The sequence below is a fragment of the Devosia sp. Soil_C_22 genome (genome assembly GCF_057657195.1).
Genome location: NZ_JBDGIY010000001.1, coordinates 1897631 through 1917917, shown reverse-complemented (window position 1 = coordinate 1917917; position 20287 = coordinate 1897631). Strand labels below are relative to the sequence as shown.

At 65.8% G+C, this 20287-nt stretch carries 21 protein-coding genes; 13 read left to right on the top strand and 8 right to left on the bottom strand.

The features are described from left to right. Positions 1-33 precede the first annotated feature (33 nt). Both AC3A6I_RS09130 and AC3A6I_RS09125 read right to left on the bottom strand, forming a co-directional pair. Positions 34-1350 carry a replication-associated recombination protein A gene (locus AC3A6I_RS09130; protein ID WP_487543374.1) on the bottom strand — a complete coding sequence of 439 codons (1317 nt, stop codon included), beginning with the start codon at positions 1348-1350 and terminating at the stop codon, positions 34-36. Beyond that, entirely contained in the window at positions 1350-2834 is a 1485-nt protein-coding gene (locus AC3A6I_RS09125) for a Do family serine endopeptidase (RefSeq protein ID WP_487543373.1), read from the bottom strand. Before AC3A6I_RS09125 ends, AC3A6I_RS09130 begins: the two co-directional genes overlap by 1 nt. Positions 2835-3041: 207 nt before the next feature. Between AC3A6I_RS09125 and AC3A6I_RS09120 the strand changes: the two genes are divergently transcribed. Together AC3A6I_RS09120 and AC3A6I_RS09115 are read left to right on the top strand one after the other, a co-directional pair. Beyond that, the gene (locus AC3A6I_RS09120; RefSeq protein ID WP_487543372.1) at positions 3042-4220 is read left to right on the top strand and encodes a type III PLP-dependent enzyme domain-containing protein; all 1179 of its coding nucleotides are present in this window, start codon (positions 3042-3044) and stop codon (positions 4218-4220) included. A gap of 361 nt (positions 4221-4581) precedes the next feature. Then, entirely contained in the window at positions 4582-4728 is a 147-nt protein-coding gene (locus AC3A6I_RS09115) for a hypothetical protein (RefSeq protein ID WP_487543371.1), read from the top strand. Here AC3A6I_RS09115 and AC3A6I_RS09110 read toward each other — a convergent pair. The 6 genes from AC3A6I_RS09110 to tpiA form a co-directional block, all read right to left on the bottom strand. Further along, complete coding sequence (locus tag AC3A6I_RS09110) at positions 4725-5204, bottom strand: glutathione peroxidase (protein WP_487543370.1); 480 nt, start codon at positions 5202-5204, stop codon at positions 4725-4727. The two genes, AC3A6I_RS09115 and AC3A6I_RS09110, sit on opposite strands and share 4 nt — an antisense overlap. A gap of 33 nt (positions 5205-5237) precedes the next feature. Further along, positions 5238-5414: a DUF4169 family protein gene (locus AC3A6I_RS09105; RefSeq protein ID WP_487543369.1), complete on the bottom strand. Its 177-nt coding sequence runs from the start codon at positions 5412-5414 to the stop codon at positions 5238-5240. Positions 5415-5425: 11 nt separating this feature from the next. Then, a complete protein-coding gene (locus AC3A6I_RS09100; RefSeq protein WP_487543368.1) occupies positions 5426-5932 on the bottom strand; it encodes a GNAT family N-acetyltransferase in 507 nt (168 codons plus the stop codon). Beyond that, positions 5929-7557: a CTP synthase gene (gene pyrG, locus AC3A6I_RS09095; RefSeq protein ID WP_487543367.1), complete on the bottom strand. Its 1629-nt coding sequence runs from the start codon at positions 7555-7557 to the stop codon at positions 5929-5931. Before pyrG ends, AC3A6I_RS09100 begins: the two co-directional genes overlap by 4 nt. A gap of 121 nt (positions 7558-7678) precedes the next feature. Further along, complete coding sequence (gene secG, locus AC3A6I_RS09090) at positions 7679-8206, bottom strand: preprotein translocase subunit SecG (RefSeq protein ID WP_487543366.1); 528 nt, start codon at positions 8204-8206, stop codon at positions 7679-7681. A 103-nt stretch (positions 8207-8309) separates the two neighbouring features. Further along, complete coding sequence (gene tpiA, locus AC3A6I_RS09085; protein WP_487543365.1) at positions 8310-9062, bottom strand: triose-phosphate isomerase; 753 nt, start codon at positions 9060-9062, stop codon at positions 8310-8312. Positions 9063-9195: 133 nt separating this feature from the next. On the opposite strand from tpiA, the gene AC3A6I_RS09080 reads away from it, so the two are divergent. The 11 genes from AC3A6I_RS09080 (at position 9196) to AC3A6I_RS09030 (ending at position 20286) form a co-directional block, all read left to right on the top strand. Beyond that, positions 9196-11097, top strand: a complete 1902-nt coding sequence (locus tag AC3A6I_RS09080) for a peptidylprolyl isomerase (protein WP_487543364.1) — start codon at positions 9196-9198, stop codon at positions 11095-11097. Continuing rightward, on the top strand, positions 11094-12605 hold the full coding sequence (gene trpE / locus AC3A6I_RS09075) for an anthranilate synthase component I (protein ID WP_487543363.1): 1512 nt from the start codon (positions 11094-11096) through the stop codon (positions 12603-12605). Before AC3A6I_RS09080 ends, trpE begins: the two co-directional genes overlap by 4 nt. Positions 12606-12709: 104 nt before the next feature. Further along, entirely contained in the window at positions 12710-13306 is a 597-nt protein-coding gene (locus AC3A6I_RS09070) for an anthranilate synthase component II (protein ID WP_487543362.1), read from the top strand. Further along, positions 13303-14322 carry an anthranilate phosphoribosyltransferase gene (gene trpD, locus AC3A6I_RS09065; protein ID WP_487543361.1) on the top strand — a complete coding sequence of 340 codons (1020 nt, stop codon included), beginning with the start codon at positions 13303-13305 and terminating at the stop codon, positions 14320-14322. Before AC3A6I_RS09070 ends, trpD begins: the two co-directional genes overlap by 4 nt. A gap of 1 nt (position 14323) precedes the next feature. Further along, positions 14324-15115, top strand: a complete 792-nt coding sequence (gene trpC, locus AC3A6I_RS09060) for an indole-3-glycerol phosphate synthase TrpC (protein WP_487543360.1) — start codon at positions 14324-14326, stop codon at positions 15113-15115. Position 15116: 1 nt separating this feature from the next. Then, complete coding sequence (moaC, locus tag AC3A6I_RS09055) at positions 15117-15581, top strand: cyclic pyranopterin monophosphate synthase MoaC (protein ID WP_487543359.1); 465 nt, start codon at positions 15117-15119, stop codon at positions 15579-15581. Next, complete coding sequence (locus tag AC3A6I_RS09050) at positions 15578-16786, top strand: molybdopterin molybdotransferase MoeA (protein WP_487543358.1); 1209 nt, start codon at positions 15578-15580, stop codon at positions 16784-16786. Before moaC ends, AC3A6I_RS09050 begins: the two co-directional genes overlap by 4 nt. Positions 16787-16922: 136 nt before the next feature. After that, positions 16923-17645 (top strand): transcriptional repressor LexA, encoded by a 723-nt coding sequence (gene lexA / locus AC3A6I_RS09045; RefSeq protein ID WP_487543357.1) that lies wholly within the window; start codon positions 16923-16925, stop codon positions 17643-17645. 250 nt (positions 17646-17895) lie between these two features. Further along, entirely contained in the window at positions 17896-18801 is a 906-nt protein-coding gene (locus tag AC3A6I_RS09040) for a 2-dehydro-3-deoxygalactonokinase (RefSeq protein WP_487543356.1), read from the top strand. Positions 18802-18805: 4 nt separating this feature from the next. Continuing rightward, positions 18806-19417 carry a 2-dehydro-3-deoxy-6-phosphogalactonate aldolase gene (locus tag AC3A6I_RS09035; protein ID WP_487543355.1) on the top strand — a complete coding sequence of 204 codons (612 nt, stop codon included), beginning with the start codon at positions 18806-18808 and terminating at the stop codon, positions 19415-19417. After that, a complete protein-coding gene (locus tag AC3A6I_RS09030; protein WP_487543354.1) occupies positions 19414-20286 on the top strand; it encodes an SMP-30/gluconolactonase/LRE family protein in 873 nt (290 codons plus the stop codon). The genes AC3A6I_RS09035 and AC3A6I_RS09030 overlap by 4 nt, the downstream gene beginning before the upstream one ends. Position 20287: the final 1 nt, after the last annotated feature.

Sequence of the window (20287 nt, the reverse complement as noted above, 5' to 3'; positions counted from 1 at the left end):
GCGGCAGATCGCAACGCTGGTGGAGCCTGAAACTCAGCCTTCCCCCTCTTCCTCCCGCCGCGCCTCACGACGGCCGGCCCAGAATTCGAGGCGCTTCTTCACCTCGCGCTCGAAACCGCGCTCGTTGGGCTGGTAGAATTCGGGGAGCCTGTCGCCGGCGAACTCGTCGGGGAAGAATTCCTGGCCGGAGAAGGCGTCGGGCCAGTCGTGGTCGTAGCGATAGCCCTTGTTGTAGCCGAGCTCCTTCATGAGCTTGGTCGGGGCGTTGAGGATATGCTTGGGCGGCGGCAGCGAGCCGGTCTGCTGCGCCAGCGCCTTGGCGGCGTTGAACGCCACGTGCGCGGCGTTCGACTTGGGCGCGGTCGCGACATACGCGATGGCCTGCGCCATGAACAGCTCGCCCTCCGGCAGGCCGGTGCGCTCGAACGCGTTCCAGGCCGTGATCACCTGCACCATGGCCTGTGGGTCGGCCATGCCGACATCCTCGGACGCTGCGCAGGCGAGGCGCCGGAAGATCGTGTCCGGGTGCTCGCCGCCCACCAGCATGCGCTGGGCCCAGTACATGGCGGCCTGCACATCCGAGCCGCGCAGCGATTTATGGAAGCAGCTGAGTAGGTTGTAGTGCTCCTCCTGGCCCTTGTCGTAGACCGGCGCGCGCTTCTGCACCGTCTCGGCGAGGCCGACGACGTCGAGCGTGGTGCCCTCCGGCAGCGCGAACAGTTCCTCGGCGAGGCCGATCAGATAGCGGCCGTCGCCGTCGGCCATGTCGAGCATGGCGTCGCGCGCTTCGTCGTTGATCGGCAGCTTCTTGCCGACATGCTGCTCGGCCCGCTCGGCGAGGATGGCGAGGTCGGCCTTTTCGAACCGGCGCAGCGTGTAGACCTTGGCCCGCGACAGCAGTGCCGCAACCATCGAGAAGCTCGGGTTCTCGGTGGTGGCGCCGATCAGGATGACGGTGCCGTCCTCGACATGCGGCAGCAGCGCGTCCTGCACGTTGCGATTGAAGCGATGCAGCTCGTCGACGAACATCACCGTCTGCCGACCGGCCCCGGCGCGCAGCGCCTTGGCGTCGGCGATCACCTTGCGCAGGTCGGCGACGCCCGACAGCACAGCGCTCAGCTGCACGAAATCGAGCCCGACCTCCTTGGCGACCAGCCGCGCGATGGTGGTCTTGCCCACGCCCGGCGGGCCCCACAGGATGAACGACGAGACGCGCCCGGCCGCCACCATGCGGCCGATCGGACCGTTCGGCCCGAGCAGGTGATCCTGTCCGATGACGTCGGCGAGCCGCTGCGGCCGCAACTCTTCGGCCAGCGGGCGCGGCGCGGCATCATCGAACAAAGATTGCATCAGCCACTCACCTCGGCACGGACGATCCTTCCGCCCCGCTGTAGCACGACCTGCCAGCTGCGGGGGCGATCATTGGCGACTTTGCCGAAGGTTTCGGCGTCCGGGATGTCGGTGCCGTTGAGCGTGAGGATCAGGTCCCCTGCCCGCAATCCCATGTCGTCTGCGGGCGAGCCGCGTTCGACCGAGCGGACCAGTGCGGCACGCGTGTCGAAGCGCAGGCCGAGTTCCTGCGCCACCGCAGGGGTCACGGTCTCGGCGGTGGTGCCGGCAAAGCGCGTATTACCCGAAACGGTGACCGGCTGGCCGGCCTGCGGCGGCGCTTCCAGCGTCACCGTCTTGGTTTCGGTCTTGCCGCCACGGAAATACTCGACCTCGGCAGTCGCGCCGACCGGCTTGGTGGCGAGGCGGAAGTCGAAGGCGCTGGGCTGCTCGATGGCAAAACCGTCGACGGAGAGGATCACGTCACCATCAGCAAAACCGGCGCGTGCGGCCGGGCCATCGGGGGCGAGTTCGCTGATCAGGGCGCCACGCGCCAGGCCCACCCCCATGCTGTCGGCGAGGTCGGCGGTGACGGACTGCATGCGGGCGCCGAACCACGGCCGCACCAGGGCGCCGCCCGCAATGCCGGTTTCGGCGACGAGCTTGGCCATGTTGGCCGGAATGGCAAAGCCGATGCCGACCGAGCCGCCCGACCGCGACACGATGGCAGTGTTGACGCCCACCAGCCGACCCTGCAGGTCGACGAGTGCGCCGCCCGAGTTGCCCGGATTGATGGCCGCATCGGTCTGGATGAAGAACTCGTAATTGTCGCTCTCGACCCCGGTGCGGGCCAGCGCCGACACGATCCCCGAGGTGACGGTCTGGCCGACGCCGAAGGGATTGCCGATAGCGAGGACGAGGTCGCCGACTTCGAGCTGGTCGGAATCGGCGAACTGCAGCGGGGTGAATGTCACGCCCCTGGGATCCTTCACCTTCAGCACGGCAAGGTCGGTCTTGGGGTCTTCGAGCACGAGGTCGACCGGGTATTCCTGCCCGTCATTGGTGGCGATGCGGATATCGTTGGCGCCCTCGATGACGTGCTCGTTGGTGATAATGACCCCGGAAGCATCGACGATCACGCCCGAACCGAGCGACTGCGATTTCTGCGGACGGCCCTGCATGAACGGGCTGTCGCCGAAAAAGCGCTGGAAGAACGGATCGCCCATGAACGGCGAGTTGGAGCGCTGGCTGATCGTGGTGGCGTAGACGTTGACCACCGAAGGGGTCACCGACTTCACCACCGGCGCGAAGCTCAGCTGCATCTCCGTACGCGTCTGCGGCACGCTGCGCGGCGGCTCGACGGCGACCGGCGGCAGTTCCTGCGCCACTGCGGCGATGACGGGCGGCGCCTCGCTTCGTCGGCTGGAAATCTCGGCATAGGCAAGGACGAGAACCGCACCTGCGGCAACGCCGCCGAGCGCGAAGAGCCAGGACTGTTTCGACATCGGTAATCCCCAGGACGAATCCGGTTGGTCCCGCCCGACAAACGCCGGGATTCTGGCAGCTATTTGGTCGCGGCATTACGGTTTGGCAATGCAGAAATATGACGTTGCGACGGGGGGCAATCGCCCCTATATGCAGCGCTCGTTTTCGCCCCCTGCAAAAGCCCTCCGGAGGGGCCCTTCTCCCGACCACCGAAAGGTTAGCCGCCAATGACTGAGCCAACCAAGGTCTACGCCAACACGTCCAGCCTGATTGCAGCCGAGGAACCGGATTTTCCGAGCTTCCTGTTTTCCAGCAAGGAGCTGCACCGGTCGGTGAAGGTGTTCAAGAAGGGTTTTGACGGGCTGCTGACCTACGCGGTCAAGTGCAACCCGTCGCCACACATCATCAAGCAGCTGCACGAAGAGGGTCTCAAGGCCTTCGATGTCGCCTCCAACATGGAGATGGAGCTGGTGCGCGACCACGCTCCGGGCGCGGCTATGCACTACAACAACCCGATCAAGAACAAGCGCGAGATCGAGCGCGCCTACAACGAGTTCGGCGTTCGCTCCTTCACCATCGACCACCCGCAGCAGCTCGACCAGCTCGCCGCCGTCGTGTCGCCCAGCAAGGACATCGAGGTCACTACTCGCTTCAAGGCCGGCAAGGCGCTGAAGAGCTACGATTTCGGCATCAAGTTCGGCGTCATGCAGGACGGCGCCGCCGAGATCGTCAAGCTCGTCGACCAGATGGGCTACACGCCGTCGCTGTGCTTCCATGTCGGTTCGCAGTGCGAGGACGTGTACGCCTACGAGCGGCACATCGCAGCAGCAGCCAAGATCGCCGAGGAATCGGGCATCACGCTGAAGCGCCTCAACATCGGCGGCGGCTATCCGGCGCCGTATCCGACCTCCGAAGCACCGCCCATGGACTATTATTTCGAGACCATCTCGCAGGCGGTGAAGGACAATTTTGCCGGATCCAAGCCCGAGCTGATCATCGAGCCCGGTCGTGCCCTCGTCACCTCGTCGACTTCGCTGCTGCTGCGGGTGAAGCATCAGCGCGGCGGCCAGTCGGTCTACCTCAACGACGGCGCCTACGGCTCGCTGATGGAAGTGAAATTCATGCACTTCACCCCGCCCTCGCGCGTCTGGCGCGGCCCGCGTCTCCACGACAATGACGGCGAGTTCTCGGACTTCACGGTTTGGGGCCCGACCTGCGACAGCTACGATGTGCTGCCGCAGATCTTCACCTTCCCCTCGGACGTGGATGAGGACGACTGGATCGAGTTCGGTCTGATGGGCGCCTACACCCAGGCCTCGCTCACCCCGTTCAACGGGTTCTGGCGCCGGGACCAGTACGAGGTCGCCGAAGTCTATACCGGCAAGGACATGGCGCCCGCCGAGTAAGGCCGGCGGCCCGGCGACGACGTTGCACCCCCGCGAAAAGCGGGGGTGTTCGTTTGAAGCCACACCGGTGGCTCCCACGACCCCCTCTCTTGCGAAAACTAAGGACTTAGCTGCGCTAAGCCCAAGTTTTCGCTTTCTCCCCCGCCAAGGGGGAGAAGCCTTCCACAAGCACCGAGTCCCGCAGCAATGCACCCTCTCCCCCTTGGCGGGGGAGAGGCGAGACTTACGAGCGCCAGCGAGTTAGTCGCAACAGAGAGGGGGGCGGGGCGCACCGTTCCCCTCGAACCTGACACAAAACCGTAACATTGCCCTCCCCCGCGCCGAGGACTAGCATCCCCGGACCTGCCCAGGGGAGGCGCTGATGCATTCTGGCGTTTGGTTGGGACTTATCGTGATTGCCGGTTTTGCCGTGTGGGGCGCCGTGCTGTTCTGGCGCGGCCGCGTCGAGGAGGCGCCGGCGCGGCACGAAACCCGCCGCGAGCGACGGCGCCTGCACCACAGGGGCTAGAGCAGCGCCTCGATCGGCGCGGCAAGATCGGCCGGCTCGGTGGCCGAGCCGAAACGCTTGACCGTCGTGCCGGAGCGATCGACGAGGAATTTCGTGAAGTTCCACGGAATCAGCTGCACGCCGAGCAGGCCGGGCGCCTTGCGCTTCAGCCAGTTGTAGAGCGGCAGCGAGCCCTTGCCGTTGACAGTGATCTTGCTGAACAGCGGGAAGGTCACGTTGTAGTTGAGGTCGCAGAACGCCGCGATCTCGGCTTCGGTGCCCGGCTCCTGCTCGCCGAACTGGTTGCACGGAAAGCCGAGCACGACGAAGCCGCGATCCTTGTAAGTCTGGTAGAGCTTTTCGAGCCCGGCATATTGCGGAGTGAAGCCGCACTTGCTGGCGACATTGACCACCAGCACCACCTTGTCGCGATAGTCGGCCAGCGACTGCACCGTGCCGTCGAGCCGCGGCGCCGAAAATTCGTAAAGCGAGGTCAAGGCAGTTCTCCGAGCAGGGGCAATATCCCTGCCCTATTCCTCGCGCTTTGTCGCGTCCAGTCGCTTTTCGGCGAGTGCCTTGATCGCCGCCTCGCGCTGCTTTTCGGCTTTCGTGCGTCCGAACTTGGCGCGATTCTCCGCCGCAACCTGTTCCTTGTCGGCGCGCGCCTTGGCCTTGCGGGCTTTGGAGAGGGAGAGGATGTCAGCCATCGGGGTCTCGGTCAGTTGCTGGGGCGCGATAGCGCCAGATAGATACTGTCGCACCATTCGTCGCCAACAAGGAAAGTCCGTTCAGCGCGGCCGGTCTCGACGAAACCCAGCTTGCGCAGCAAGGCAAGCGATACGGCATTGCGCGGATCGACATCGGCCGTGATGGCATTGATGGGATATTTCGCGAAGGCATAGGCAATGAAGGCCGCGGCGGCTTCCATCGCAATGCCCCGGCCCCAGACGTCGGGATGGAAGATGTAGCCGAGCTCAGGCTGGTTCCAGATGCCGATATTGCCGATGACCCGGCCTTCGTGCTCGACGACCCACTCGTCGCGGGCCGGATCGCCGCTGAAGAACTGCGCCTCGAACCACCGCTCGGTGACGGACATCGACTCGTGCGGCAGCGTCGCCCAGTAGCGCATCGCCTGCGGCGACGACATGAACGCATGCACGGCATCGAGATCGTCCGGACGGGCGCGGCGCAACAGCAATCGCGCCGTCCGGATCTCGGTCGTCACACCAGCCGGCTCTGCGTCTTGGCGGCGTCGATGAAGCTCGCGAATAGCGGGTGCGGCTCGAACGGCTTGCTCTTCAGCTCCGGGTGGAACTGCACGCCGATGAACCACGGATGGTCGGTGCGCTCGACGATCTCGGGCAGCTTGCCGTCGGGCGAGACGCCGGAGAAGAGGAGGCCATTGGCCTCGAGCACCTTGCGGTAGTTCATGTTCACTTCGTAGCGGTGGCGGTGCCGCTCGGTGATCCGGGTCGAGCCGTAGATGTCAGCGACGCGCGAGCCCTTGGCGAGCTGGGCCGGATAGGAGCCGAGCCGCATCGTGCCGCCGAGATCGCCCTCGGTCGAACGCGTCTCTTTCTCGTTACCTTTGGTCCACTCGGTCATGATGCCCACGACCGGCTCCTTGGTCGGACCGAACTCGGAGGAATTGGCGTTCTTGATGCCGGCCGTGTTCCGCGCCGCCTCGATACAGGCCATCTGCATGCCGAAGCAGATGCCGAAATACGGCACATCTTTGAGTCGCGCAAAGCGCGCTGCCTGGATCTTGCCGGCCGAGCCGCGCTCGCCGAAGCCACCGGGAACGAGGATGCCGTGGATGTGCTCGAGATAGGGCGCGGGCTCCTCGCGCTCGAAAATCTCGCTGTCGATCCATTGCAGGTTGACCTTTACCCGGTTGGCGATGCCGCCATGGACGAGCGCTTCCGAGAGCGACTTATAGGCGTCCTTGAGACCGGTATACTTGCCCACGATGGCGATGTTGACCTCGCCCTCGGGGTTGTGGAGGCGGGTCGAGACCTCGTTCCACTGGCTGAGATCGGGCGCCGGCGCGTCGGTGATGCCGAAGGCGGCGAGGATCTCGGCGTCGAGGCCTTCCTTGTGGTAGGCGAGCGGCACGTCATAGATCGAGGCGACGTCGAGACCCTGGATCACGGCGCTTTCGCGCACATTGCAGAACAGCGCCAGCTTCTTGCGCTCGGACTGCGGGATCGGCCGGTCGCAGCGCACCAAGAGGATGTCGGGCGAGATGCCGATCGAGCGGAGCGTTGCCACCGAGTGCTGGGTCGGCTTGGTCTTGAGTTCGCCGGCAGAGGGGATGAACGGCATCAGCGTCAGGTGCATGTAGACGGCGTCGCCGCGCGGCAAGTCGTTGCCGAACTGGCGGATGGCCTCGAAGAACGGCAGGCCTTCGATATCGCCAACCGTGCCGCCGACCTCGACGAGCACGAAGTCGAAGTCCTCGTTGCCATCGCGGATGAAGTCCTTGATGGCGTCGGTAACGTGCGGGATCACCTGCACGGTGGCACCCAGGAACTCACCCTTGCGCTCCTTGGCGATCAGGTCGGAATAGATGCGGCCAGTGGTGATGTTGTCGCGCTTGTTGGCATGCCGGCCGGTGAAGCGCTCGTAGTGACCGAGGTCGAGGTCGGTCTCGGCCCCGTCATCGGTGACGAACACCTCACCATGCTGGGTCGGCGACATCGTGCCGGGGTCGACGTTGAGATAGGGGTCGAGCTTGCGGAGGCGGACCTTGTAGCCACGAGCCTGCAGCACCGCGCCGAGCGCCGCGGATGCAAGGCCTTTGCCCAATGAGGAAACCACGCCACCGGTGATGAAAACGTACCGAGCCATGGGCCTTCACCTTATTTGGTCGAAACTCTGATTCTCAAGGCCAGCCTCGATCACGAGTGCTGCCCATACAAAAGAAGAAGGGGATGTTGCCATCCCCTTCCCTGGGTACCTGTCGCGGACCTTACGGGGCCACTGGTTGTTCTGTCGTAGCCGGCGCTGGAGCGGCGGGAGCGGTGGTCGCTCCATCCGCCGGCGCAGCAGGCGCGGCGTCGGTCGCAGGAGCCGGCTCGGTGGTCGTCGGAGCCGCCGGGAGCGCGAGACCGGGATCGGTCGCGGGTGCCGTGGTGGCCGGAGCCGGCGCCGTGCCGCCCGGAAGCGGCAGGTCGCCCGAGGTCTGCTGCTGCATCTGCTGCAGCGCGTCGAGCACCGTGGTCGGCGTCTCGCCGCCCTGGCTTGCGCCCTCGAGGATGCCGCTGGTGCCGCGATCGAGCTCGGCAAGAATGGTGAGGCCGATGGCCGAGGCGAAGAACAGCGCCGCAAGGATCGCCGTAGTGCGGGTCAGCAGGTTCGCCGAACCGCGCACGCTGATCAGCCCGTTCGAGCCCGAGGTACCCATGCCCAGACCGCCGCCCTCGGAGCGCTGCAGCAGGATGACCGCAATCAGCGCGACCACGATGAGGAGATAGGCGACGATCAGTACGTTGGCCATTGGACCCAAGGCTTTCGATTTCGGTTTGGCGGGCCTTCTACACGCGCGCCAAAACAAATGCCAGCGCCGAGCGCAACCATGTCACTGGCTGCGCCGCGCCGTTTCAAACCGCCGAGATAATGGCGTGGAAGTCATTTGCCAAGAGGCTTGCCCCGCCGACCAGGCCGCCATTCACGTTGGCGATGGCCAGAATTTCGGTCGCGTTGGCCGGCTTCATCGAGCCCCCATAGAGAATGCGGGCAGCCTTGCCCTTGTCGCCGAAGCGCTGTTCGAGGTCGCGCCGAATGGTGCCGTGCATCTGCGCGATGTCCTCGACGCTCGGCGTCCGGCCGGTGCCGATGGCCCATACCGGCTCATAGGCGATGACGATGCCACTGTCGCGCCAGTCCGGCGGCACCGAGCCCAAGAGCTGGCTGAGCACCACGGATTCGGCGCGTCCGGAATCGCGCTCGGCCTCGGTTTCGCCCACGCAGATGATCGGGATCAGCCCCGCGCCCATCGCCGCGTTCGCTTTTGCACGCACCATCTCGTCGGTCTCGCCATGGTCGGCACGGCGCTCGGAATGGCCGACGATGACATACTGCGCGCCGGCGTCGGCGAGCATGGGCGCGCTGATATCGCCCGTATGGGCGCCGTTGGGCGCCGCGTGGCAATCCTGGCCGCCGATCACGATACCCATCGGCGCCGCGAGATCGCTCAACCGCTCGAGGAGCGTCGCGGGAGGGCAGATGACCACGGTGCACCTCGGCGGGGTCTGCGCCAGCTTCTCGCCGAGGCTGCGGACCTCGCCCAGCGCCGCGCTGGTGCCGTTCATCTTCCAGTTGCCCGCAATCAGCGGCGTGATCTCAGCGCTCACTTGACGTTCCTTCTACTTGCCTATCGCCGGAGTTTCCCATAACCCCCGCCTTTGATGTGCCTTGCGGCACAAACTCGACCCTGTCTAGTATCCGCCGCCCGCCGGGACGGCGGTGGCTCTTGGATTTGTCTCGATGCTGAATAGCCTGCGCAATTTCGGTCGCTCCTGGATCGGCAAGATTCTTGGCGTACTCCTGCTGATCGGCCTCGCCGGCTTCGGCATCGAAAATGTCATAACCCAGCTTGGCACTTCCACGGTGGCGAGCGTCGCCGGCCGTGACATCACGGTGCGTGACTATCAGCGCGCCTATGACAGCCAGATCAACCAGGTCGCCCAGCAACTGGGTCAGGTTCCTACCGTCGAACAGGCTACCGCGCTCGGCGTGCCCGGCATGGTGCTCCAGCGCCTCGCCGGCGAAGCGGTGGTCAACAAGCTCGGTCAGGACCTCAACCTCGGCGTGTCGCAGGACCGGTTGAGCAAGCTGCTGCGCGAAGACCCGACCTTCCAGAACGCGCTCGGCCAGTTCGATGCCGGCAGCTTCACGCGCGTGTTGCAGAATAGTGGCTTCACCGAAGCGGAATATTTCGACCTCCAGACCAAGGCGGCGCAACGCCAGCAACTGATCGCCGGCCTGCTCGGCGACACCCAGGCGCCGACTGCGGCGCTCGAACTGGTGAACCGCTATCTGGGCGATGCCCGTACCGTCGACTATTTCGTTCTGAACGCCCAGACCCTGCCGCCGGTTGCCGATCCCACCGAGGAGGAGCTTGCGGCCTATCTGAGCGAACACCAGGCCGAGTTCCGCACCCCGGAGACCCGCACCATCGACATGCTGGCGCTCTCGCCGGATTCCCTGGCAGCAAGCAAGGTGATCTCCGACGAGGAAATTGCAGCGGAATACGAGCGCACCAAGGACACCCGGGTGAAGATCGAGCGCCGCCACATCCAGCAGCTGGTGCTTGGAACGCCGGAACTGCAGGCCGCCTTCGAGGCGGGCAAGGCCGCAGGCACCCCAATCGCCGACCTCGTGGCCGCAAACAACGTGACGCTGCAGGATCTGGGCACGCTGGCCCGCTCAGAGGTCACCGACTCCGCGCTCGCGGAAGCCGCGTTCGGCCTCCCGCTCAACGACTATGTCATTATTCCGGGCATCGGTTCGGAGCGTGTCGTCACCGTCTCGGAGATACAGCCGGGCGGCCAGATCACGCTGGAGGAAGCGCGTGAGGATATCCGCCGCCAGCTGGCACTGACCCAGGCTCGCAACGAGTATGGCGATGTACTCGATCAGGTCGAGGAGCTGCGCGCCGCCTTCAGGCCGCTCGCAGAGATCGGCCAGCGCTTCAACCTCAACGTGGTCACCATTCCGCTGACGCAAGGCGCCCCCGAGCTCTCGGGCGACCGCGATGTGAGCCCCGAGGAATTGCAGAGGCTTTCGACCGCCGTGTTCTCGGCCGAGGAAGGCAAGCTCACGGCTGCCGTCACCATGGGCTCGAACCGCAACATCTTCTTTGACCTCAAGTCGATCGCGCCGGCGCGCGACCAGACGCTGGACGAGGTCCGCGATGCCGTCGTTGCTGCACTGACGACGCAACGGACCAGCGAGGCGCTGACCGCGGAGGTCACCCGCATCACCGATCAGCTCGAGGCGGGCACGCCCTTCGCCGATGTGGCCACATCGGTGGGGCAGTTCCCCATCCTCAGCCCGGCAATAAAGCGGGACGGTACCGCGACCGTCGGCGGCTCCACGGCGCAGAACGACCCCGCGCTGTCGGGCGATGTCGCTGCGGCGATCTTCAACGGCGGGCCGAACCATTTCGGCTCGGCGAAGAACGCCGATGGCGACCAGGTCGTGTTCCAGGTAGTGGAAGTGACCCCCGCCGCCGCTGACGCCAATGCACAGGCGACGCAGTTCGTCGAGAACTCGATCCGCGACGGCGTCTACGAGGACCTGATCCGCGGCCTCCTCGCCGACAACCCGATCCGCCAGAACCCGCAGGTTCTCAACCAGCTGCTGAGCACCGGCGCCACGCAATGACCACCGACGACCAGTTTAGCCGCTTTGCGGACGGGTATGGGGCCGGCCGCGCGCAGATCGTTTTCCGCCGCGTCGTCGCCGACCTCGAGACGCCGATCGGCGCCTACCTGAAACTGGCCGACGGACGCACCAACACCTTCCTGCTCGAAAGCGTACAGGATGGCGCCATCCGCGGGCGCTACTCGATGATCGGCCTTGATCCGGACATCATCCTCAAGGTCGAAAAGGGCCAGGCCAGCATCAACCGCAATGCCGGCCTCACACCCGACGCTTTCACCCCGGTGAGCGAGCCTCCGCTCGAGGCGCTGCGCGCTCTGGTGGCCGAGAGCCAGGCCGATGTGCCGCCGGGCCTCCCCTCCACCGCCGCCGGCATCTACGGCTATCTCGGCTACGACATGGTGCGCCTCATGGAGGTGCTGCCCGACCGTCACGAGGACCCGCTCGGCTTCCCGGAATCGATCCTGATGCGGCCCTCGCTGCTTGCCGTGTTCGATACGGTGAAGGACGAGCTCTACGTCACGGCCCCGGTCTACGTGCGCGAGGGCACCAATGCCCGGCAGGCCTGGGAAGGCGCGCAGGCACGGATCGATGATGCCGTTGGCCGGCTCGGCCGCACCCTGCCCTACACCGCGACGCCCCCCAGGCTCGACAAGATCGCGGTGCGGTCCAACACGCCGCCGGCCGACTATGCCAAAATGGTCGAGGCCGCCAAGGAGTACATCCGGGCCGGCGACATCTTCCAGGTGGTGCTGAGCCAGCGCTTCGAGGCCGATTTCGACCTGCCGGCGACGGCGCTCTACCGTGCCCTACGGCGCACCAATCCCTCGCCTTACATGTATTTCCTCGATTTCGGCCGTTTCGCCGTGGCCGGATCGAGCCCGGAAATCCTGGTGAAGGTCGAGAAGGGCCAGGTGACCATCCGCCCCATCGCCGGCACCCGCAAGCGCGGCGCGACGCCGACGCGCGACAAGGAACTGGCCGACGAACTGCTCTCCGATCCCAAGGAACTCGCCGAGCACCTGATGCTGCTCGATCTCGGCCGCAACGATGTCGGCCGCGTCGCCAGGATCGGTAGCGTCAAGGTTACGGACAAGTTCTTCCTCGAGTACTACTCGCACGTCATGCACATCGTCTCGAACGTTGTGGGCGAGCTCGATCCGAAGAAGGATTTCGTCGACGCCCTGGCCGCAGGATTCCCGGCGGGCACCGTGTCGGGTGCTCCGAAAGTGCGGGCGATGGAGATCATCGACGAGCTCGAGAAATCCCGCCGCGGCATATATGGCGGATGCGTGGGCTATTTCGGCGCCGACGGCACGATGGATACCTGCATCGTGCTGCGCACCGCGATCGTTTCGGACGGCAAGATCTACGTGCAGTCGGGCGCCGGCATCGTCGCCGACAGCAAGGCCGAACTCGAGCAACTCGAGTGTGAAAACAAGGCCCGCGCCCTGTTCAGCGCTGCCGAAGAGGCGTTACGTTATGCCGGCGAAGCGAGGGTCGGGCAGTGAGCGCAGCATACGGATTTCGATGGCGGTTCTGACGTCTGAACCGATATTCCCGCTTTCACGGGAATGACCCGGTGGTTAGAACCAAGCTCAGGGGAACCCGACACATGCGCCTTCTCGTCATCGATAACTACGACAGCTTCACCTACAACCTCGTCCATTTCCTGGGCGAGCTCGGGGCCGAGCCCGAGGTATGGCGCAACGACAAGATCACCACCGACGAGATCGCCGCGATCGCGCCCGACGCCATCGTGCTCTCGCCCGGCCCGTGCACGCCGACCGAGGCAGGCATCTGCCTCGCCGTGATCGAGCGCTTCGCCCCGACGACACCGATCCTCGGCGTCTGCCTTGGCCATCAGGCCATCGGCCAGGCCATGGGCGGCGACGTGGTTCGCGCGCCCGACCTGATGCATGGCAAGACCAGCAAGATCAACCACACCGGCCGAGGCCTCTTCCGTGGCCTCAATGCGGGCTTCGAGGCGACGCGCTACCACTCGCTGATCGTCAAGCAGGAGACGCTGCCGGCCGCGCTCGAGGTCACTGCCTCGACCGATGATGGCCTGATCATGGGCATGCAGCACCGCGATTTCCCGACGCACGGCGTGCAGTTCCACCCGGAAAGCATCGCCAGCGAGAACGGCCACGCCCTGCTGCAGAATTTCCTCAACATCGCCCGCGACTTCAACCTGAAGAGGGCTGCGTGATGGACATCAAGGCAGCCCTCAACAAGATCGCCTCGCGCCAGGATCTCACCGGTGAGGAAATGCGCGGCGTGATGACCACCATCATGGATGGTGGCGCAACGCCCAGCCAGATCGGCGCCTTCCTCATGGGCATGCGCGTCAAGGGCGAGACGGTCGGCGAAATCGCCGCCGCGGTTTCGATCCTGCGCGAGAAGATGGTCCCGGTGACGATCGCCGAGCCGGAAGACACGATCGACATCGTCGGCACCGGCGGCGACGGTGCCGAGACGCTCAACATCTCGACCGCCACCTCGTTCGTGGTCGCAGCAGCCGGTATTCCCGTGGCCAAGCATGGCAACCGCGCGCTGAGCTCGAAATCCGGCGCTTCCGACGTGCTGACCGCGCTCGGAGTGAAGCTCGACCTCACGCCCGACCAGATTTCCCGCGCCATCAGCGAGGCCGGCATCGGCTTCATGTTCGCGCCAGCCCACCATCCGGCGATGAAGCATGTCGGCCCCACCCGCATGGAGATGGGCACGCGTACGATGTTCAACCTGCTGGGACCGCAGTCCAATCCCGCCGGAGCACGCCGCTATATGCTGGGCGTCTACGACAAGAAGTGGGTCGAGCCGGTCGCCGCCGCCCTCCTCGCCAACCGCGCCGTTTCGGCCTGGGTGGTCTATGGCGCCGACGGGATCGACGAGCTTTCGACCACCGGCGCCAGCTTCGTTGCCTCCATCAAGAACGGCGACCTGCGCAGTTTCGAGGTCACGCCCGAGGAAGCCGGCTTGCCCCGTGCCACGCTTGCCGACCTCAAGGGCGCTGACCCGGCCTATAATGCCGGCCGTCTCCGCGCGCTGATGGATGGCACAAAGGATGCGTATCGCGACGTGGTGCTGCTCAATGCGGCTGCCGCGTTCATCGTCGCCGGGCGCGTCGACAGCCTGAAGCAGGGTGTCGCGCTCGCCGCCGAACAGATCGATTCCGGTCGCGTCAAGACCACCCTCGACAAGCTCATTTCCGTAACGAACAGCTGACATGTCCGATATCCTCTCCCGTATCGAAACCTACAAGCGCGAGGAGATCGCGGCCGCCAAGACCCTCAGGCCGTGGGCCGACGTGGTGGCCGAGGCCCACGACGCGCCGCCGGTGCGCGGGTTCCTGTCGGCGCTGAAGAAGAAGCGGGCGGAGAGGCAGTTTGCACTGATCGCCGAAGTGAAGAAGGCGAGCCCGTCCAAGGGGTTGATCCGTACAGACTTCAACCCCACCGAGATCGCCCGTGCCTATGAGCGGGGCGGCGCCGCCTGCCTCTCCGTCCTCACCGACACCCCAAGCTTTCAGGGGGCGCCGGCTTACCTGATGGAGGCGCGGGCCGCGACGAACCTGCCCGTGCTGCGCAAGGATTTCCTGTTCGAGACCTATCAGGTCGCCGAAGCCCGCGCATGGGGTGCCGACTGCATCCTGATCATCCTGGCCTCCGTCACAGACGATGTGGCGCGCTACCTGCTCGACGCGGCCGAGGAGTGGAAGATGGACGCGCTGGTCGAGGTGCACGACCAGATCGAGCTCGACCGCGCCCTTGGCCTCAATGCCGGCTTTATCGGCATCAACAACCGGAACCTGCGCACGTTCGAGACGACGCTCAACACCTCGATCACCCTCGCCGGCGGCGTACCCAAGGGTGTGCATCTCGTCTCCGAGTCCGGCGTCAACTCGCACGCCGACCTGCTCAAGCTCGAAGAATCGGGCATCGGAACCTTCCTCGTCGGCGAGAGCCTGATGCGGCAGGATGACGTCACCGCAGCGACCATCAAGCTGCTGCGCGGCTGACATGGCCCTTACCCACCTCAACCAGCGTGGGGAAGCCCATATCGTCGATATCGGCGACAAGGCGGTTACGCGTCGTCGCGCCGTTGCCACCGCGCGGCTCGAAGCCAAGCCCGAAACAGTAGAACTGATCCTCGGCGGTCAGCTCAAGAAGGGCGACGCGCTCGCCGTGGCCCGCATTGCTGGCATCATGGCGGCGAAGAAAACCTCGGAGCTGATCCCGCTCTGCCACCCGATCCCGCTGACCAGCGTCAGCGTCGAGATCGTCGGCGACGGCCCTGCCCTGCTGGTCACCGCCACGGCTGAAACCACAGCGCAGACCGGCGTCGAGATGGAAGCGATGACCGCCGCCTCGGTCGCCGCGCTCACGCTCTACGACATGGCCAAGTCGCACGATCGCGCCATGCGCATCGCGGCGGTGCAGCTCGAGCAGAAATCGGGCGGCAAATCGGGGGATTTCCAGCGATGATGCCGGTGGACGAGGCGCTGCAGCGCGTCTTCCGCAAGCTCCCCGATCTCGGCAGCGAAGCCGTACCGCTGTCCCGCGCCCACGGCCGCGTGCTCGCCAAGCCGCTCGTCGCCACCCACAACCAGCCGCCCTTCGATGCCAGCGCCATGGACGGCTACGCCGTGCGCGCCGCCGAAGTGGTGCCCGGCCGCCCGCTGAAGCTCGCCGGCACCTCGCAGGCCGGGGCTCGCTTCGTCGGCATGATGGAGCATGGCCAGTGCGTCCGCATCTTCACGGGCGCGCCCATGCCGATCGGCGCCGACGCCGTGATCATGCAGGAAGAAGCGACCGCCAAGGGCAACCAGATCAGCTTCGAAAAGACCCCGGTGGCCGGCCATTCTGTCCGCAAGCAAGGCTTCGACTTCAAGCGCGGCACCGAACTGCTGCCGGCCGGCGTGGCGCTCACGCCCGGCATGCTCAACCTCGCCGCCTCCGCCAATCGCCCCGAGCTGACAGTGACGAAACGTCCGCGCATCGCGGTAGTCGCCACCGGCGACGAGCTGGTGCCGCCCGGCTCGACGCCGGGCCCCGACCAGATCATCGCCTCGAACAGCTACGGCCTTATCCCGCTGCTCGCGCCCTACGCCGCCGAGGTGATCGACCTCGGCATCGTGCCTGACGACACGAAGAAGATCGAGGATGCCCTGCTCTCGGCCTTCGACCAGGGCATCGACATGCTGGTGACCACTGGCGGCGCCAGTGTCGGCGAGCGCGACTACGTGCAGGAAGTGTTGCGCGACCTCGGCGTCGAGCTCGATTTCTGGAAACTGAGGATGCGTCCGGGCAAGCCGCTGATGTTCGGCACCCGCGGCAAGGCGCTCGTCTTCGGCCTCCCCGGCAACCCGGTCTCGGCGCTCGTCACCTCGACCATCATCATCAAGCCGGCCCTGCGCGCCATGACGGGCTTTGCCGACCCCTACTGGCCCCGCATCGGCGCGCCGACGCTGAAGGGCCTGCCCGCCAATGGCCCGCGCCGCCACTACATGCGCGCCACGCTCAGCCGCAACGATATCGGCTTCCTGCAGGTCGATCCGATCTTCGAGACCGATTCCAGCCATTCGAGCTCTCTGGCATTGGCCGATGCGCTGATCGTCCTGCCCGAGGATTCGCCCGGCGTCCCGCCTGGCGAGATTGTCGACGTCATCCCCCTCAACTGGGGCGCCTAACCCCGGAATCCCGTACGTTTTGGCGCCGACAGCACCCCGTCGCTAACCGGATATTTACCGCACGGTTGCAGAACATAACTGGAACGGATACAACACGTTCAGTCTTTGTTCCGATTCTGCTCACCGGAGCCGCCAGATGCTGACGCGCAAGCAACATGAATTGCTGATGTTCATCCACGAGCGGATGAAAGAGTCAGGTATTCCACCTTCCTTCGACGAGATGAAGGACGCGCTCGATTTGCGCTCCAAGTCCGGCATCCACCGGCTGATCACCGCGCTCGAGGAGCGCGGCTTCATCCGCCGCCTGCCCAACCGGGCCCGGGCGCTCGAGGTGATCAAGCTGCCCGATTCGATGAACCCCTCGCTCGGCGGCCGCAAGGCGCGCTTCGAGCCGTCGGTTATCGAAGGCAATCTCGGCCGCGTCGCCGCTCCTCCGCCCCGCCCGGCTGCGGCAGCGCCGGCCGACGAGCCCTATCGCTCCGTCTCCATCCCGGTCATGGGCCGCATCGCGGCCGGTACGCCCATCGAGGCGATCCAGACCCATAGCCACACCATCGCCATTCCGCCCGAAATGCTCGGGCCTGGCGAGCACTATGCGCTCGAAGTGCGCGGCGACTCGATGATCGATGCCGGCATCTTCGATGGCGACACCGTGCTCATCCGCAAGCAGGACATGGCCTCGACCGGCGAGATCGTCGTCGCGCTGGTCGATGAAGAGGAAGCCACGCTGAAGCGCCTGCGCCGCCGCGGCAATTCGGTGGCCCTCGAAGCGGCCAATCCGGCCTACGAGACCCGCATCTTCCCGCCCGACCGGGTGAAGGTGCAGGGCCGTCTCGTCGGGCTGCTGCGCAAATACTGAGTTTGACCCACCGCCAATCGGGTCCTGGGGCCGGCTTCGCGCCGGCCCTTTTTTTCTTATGAAATCAGAGCCGATAGACGACAGTTGCACTAGGGTCTTGGTGCCAAAGACGCTAGGTTCCGGCGCGCTTCGCGGACACATCGTCCGCGGTCGCATCGGCGCGATCCTACCGGGAGAGTGGATCACCTTCCCGACCGCGCTTTAGGCGACACCACGTCCGGCCTTCCGCCGGCACGTCAGGGAGAAGAATTTGGCAGGACAAGTCGAGTGGGTCGCGGTCGATTGGGGCACCTCCAATCTGCGCGCCTGGGGCATTGATGGCGATGGCGAGATCGCGTTCTCGCGCTCCTCGCCCGACGGCATGGGCCGGCTGAGCCGCGAGCAATATCCCGAAGTACTGACCGGGCTGCTCGGCAGCGAGGCCGACGGCGTCAGCGAGGTGGTGATCTGCGGCATGGCCGGAGCCCGCCAGGGCTGGATCGAAGCGCCCTATCTCGATGCCCCCGCCGACTTGCGGACGCTCGCCAACGGGGCCGTTTGGCCTGACATGCCCGGCGAGCTCGACCCGCGCATCCTGCCGGGCGTGTGCATGCGCGATGTCGGCGCCGAGGACGTGATGCGCGGCGAGGAAACGCAGCTGCTCGGCCTGTCGAGCCTCGTCCCCGGCTTCTCCGGTCTCGTGGTGATGCCCGGCACGCACAGCAAGTGGGCGCTGCTCGATGGCACCCGCCTCACCCGCTTTTCGAGCGCCATGACCGGCGAAGTGTTCGAGCTCCTGCGCACCCATTCCGTGCTGCGCCACTCGCTGGGCGGCGAGCTCGAGGGCGAGGACCGCGATATCGGCTTTGCCGCCGGTCTCGACCAGGGCCTCGAACATCCCGAGCGCCTGACGGCGACGCTGTTCAAGGTCCGCGCCGGCGCCCTCCTCTCCGGCCGCTCCGCACCCTGGTGCGCCGGCTTCCTTTCGGGCCTCCTGATCGGCGCCGAGATCGGCGGGCAGAAGAGCTGGATCGGCGGCAGCGAGATCCCGCTGATCGGCAGCGTCGGTCTCAGCGGGCTCTATCAGATCGCCTTCGACCGGCTGGGGGCGAAGACGCGCGTCGTCGACGCCACTGACGCGACGCTTGCCGGCCTCAAGGCCGCCAGACAGGGTTAGGACCATGGACCACCGTCACATCATCGCCATCCTGCGTGGCATCACCCCGCCCGAAACCATCGCCGTGTGCGAGGCGCTTGTCGGCGCCGGCATCACGCTCATCGAAGTGCCGCTGAACTCCCCCGAGGCGCTGAAATCGATCGGCGATGCGGCGAAGGCCTTCGAAGGCCGGGCTTCGATCGGCGCCGGCACGGTGCTCGCCCGCTTCGAGGTCGACGAGATCGCCGATGCCGGCGGCCAGTTCATCGTCTCGCCCGATACCAATCCCGAGGTGATCATCCGCACGCGCGAGCTGAACCTCGCCTCCTATCCCGGCGTGTTCTCGCCCACCGATGCCTTCACCGCTATCCGCGCCGGGGCGACCGGACTGAAATTCTTCCCGGCCGAAGTGCTCGGCCCCAAGGGCATCAAGGCCATGAAGGCCGTGCTGCCGCCGGCACTGCCGCTTTATGCCGTAGGCGGAGCCAACCCCGACAATTTCGGCGAGTATTTTGCCGCCGGCTGCGCTGGCTTCGGCCTCGGCACCTATATTTTCAAGCCCGGCATGCACGCCGGGGAGGTTGCCGAACGAGCGGTCAAAGCCGTTGCGGCCTATGAGGAGGGACGATCCAAATGAACCGGAAGGCCGAGCTTTTCGTCGATAGCCGCTGCGAGTTGGGCGAAGGGCCGTTCTGGCATCCGCTGCTCGGCCGCCTGTTCTGGTTCGATATCCTCAACCGCACCATGCTGAGCGCCGGCCCCGACGGCCACATCGTCGATCGGGTCGTGTTCCAGGACACGGTGGCCGCCGCCGCCGTGATCGATGCAGACAACCTCGCCGTGGCCCAGTCCGGCGTGCTGCTGCGCTACAACCTCGTCACCGATGAACGGACCCCGATCGCCCCGATCGAGGCGGACATCCCGACGAACCGTACCAACGACAGCCGTGTCGATCGCACCGGCGGCTTCTGGATCGGCACCATGGGCCGCAAGCCGGAAGGTCCGAGCGGCAACGTGCATCGCTACCGCGCAGGCGAGGTGGTGAAGGTGATCAGCGACATCCGCGTCCCCAACTCGCTCTGCTTTTCGCCCGACGGTCGCACCGCCTATTTCACCGATGCGGGCAAGATGATCGTCAAGTGCGCGCTGGATCCCGAGACCGGGCTACCCGCCGGGCCATGGGAAGACTTCTACACCATGGATGGCCTCGGTGGCGCCGATGGGTCGGTAGTCGATTCCGAAGGCTTCCTCTGGAATGCCCGCTGGGGCGGCGGCGCAGTGATCCGTATCTCGCCCGAAGGCACGCTGGTCGAAACGATCGAAGTGCCCGGTGTCACCCGCGTCAGTTGCCCCGCCTTTGGCGGGCCGGACTACCGAACGCTCTATCTCACCACCGCGCGCGAGAACATGGCGCCCGAAGAGGTCGACAGCCAGCCGCATGCCGGCAGCGTCTTTGCCATCGATATCGAAGTGCCTGGCCTGCCTGAGCCGTTCCTGACGCTCTGAG

What these genes read in the sequence shown, in the direction of transcription:
- AC3A6I_RS09070 (WP_487543362.1), top strand. Translation starts at nt 12,710, where the DNA reads ATGCGCCTTCTCGTCATCGATAACTACGACAGCTTCACCTACAACCTC.
- trpE (WP_487543363.1), top strand. Translation starts at nt 11,094, where the DNA reads ATGACCACCGACGACCAGTTTAGCCGCTTTGCGGACGGGTATGGGGCC.
- AC3A6I_RS09125 (WP_487543373.1), bottom strand. Translation starts at nt 2,834, where the DNA reads ATGTCGAAACAGTCCTGGCTCTTCGCGCTCGGCGGCGTTGCCGCAGGT.
- AC3A6I_RS09050 (WP_487543358.1), top strand. Translation starts at nt 15,578, where the DNA reads ATGATGCCGGTGGACGAGGCGCTGCAGCGCGTCTTCCGCAAGCTCCCC.
- AC3A6I_RS09030 (WP_487543354.1), top strand. Translation starts at nt 19,414, where the DNA reads ATGAACCGGAAGGCCGAGCTTTTCGTCGATAGCCGCTGCGAGTTGGGC.
- AC3A6I_RS09130 (WP_487543374.1), bottom strand. Translation starts at nt 1,350, where the DNA reads ATGCAATCTTTGTTCGATGATGCCGCGCCGCGCCCGCTGGCCGAAGAG.
- secG (WP_487543366.1), bottom strand. Translation starts at nt 8,206, where the DNA reads ATGGCCAACGTACTGATCGTCGCCTATCTCCTCATCGTGGTCGCGCTG.
- AC3A6I_RS09120 (WP_487543372.1), top strand. Translation starts at nt 3,042, where the DNA reads ATGACTGAGCCAACCAAGGTCTACGCCAACACGTCCAGCCTGATTGCA.
- AC3A6I_RS09035 (WP_487543355.1), top strand. Translation starts at nt 18,806, where the DNA reads ATGGACCACCGTCACATCATCGCCATCCTGCGTGGCATCACCCCGCCC.
- AC3A6I_RS09115 (WP_487543371.1), top strand. Translation starts at nt 4,582, where the DNA reads ATGCATTCTGGCGTTTGGTTGGGACTTATCGTGATTGCCGGTTTTGCC.
- AC3A6I_RS09105 (WP_487543369.1), bottom strand. Translation starts at nt 5,414, where the DNA reads ATGGCTGACATCCTCTCCCTCTCCAAAGCCCGCAAGGCCAAGGCGCGC.
- lexA (WP_487543357.1), top strand. Translation starts at nt 16,923, where the DNA reads ATGCTGACGCGCAAGCAACATGAATTGCTGATGTTCATCCACGAGCGG.
- pyrG (WP_487543367.1), bottom strand. Translation starts at nt 7,557, where the DNA reads ATGGCTCGGTACGTTTTCATCACCGGTGGCGTGGTTTCCTCATTGGGC.
- AC3A6I_RS09080 (WP_487543364.1), top strand. Translation starts at nt 9,196, where the DNA reads ATGCTGAATAGCCTGCGCAATTTCGGTCGCTCCTGGATCGGCAAGATT.
- moaC (WP_487543359.1), top strand. Translation starts at nt 15,117, where the DNA reads ATGGCCCTTACCCACCTCAACCAGCGTGGGGAAGCCCATATCGTCGAT.
- trpC (WP_487543360.1), top strand. Translation starts at nt 14,324, where the DNA reads ATGTCCGATATCCTCTCCCGTATCGAAACCTACAAGCGCGAGGAGATC.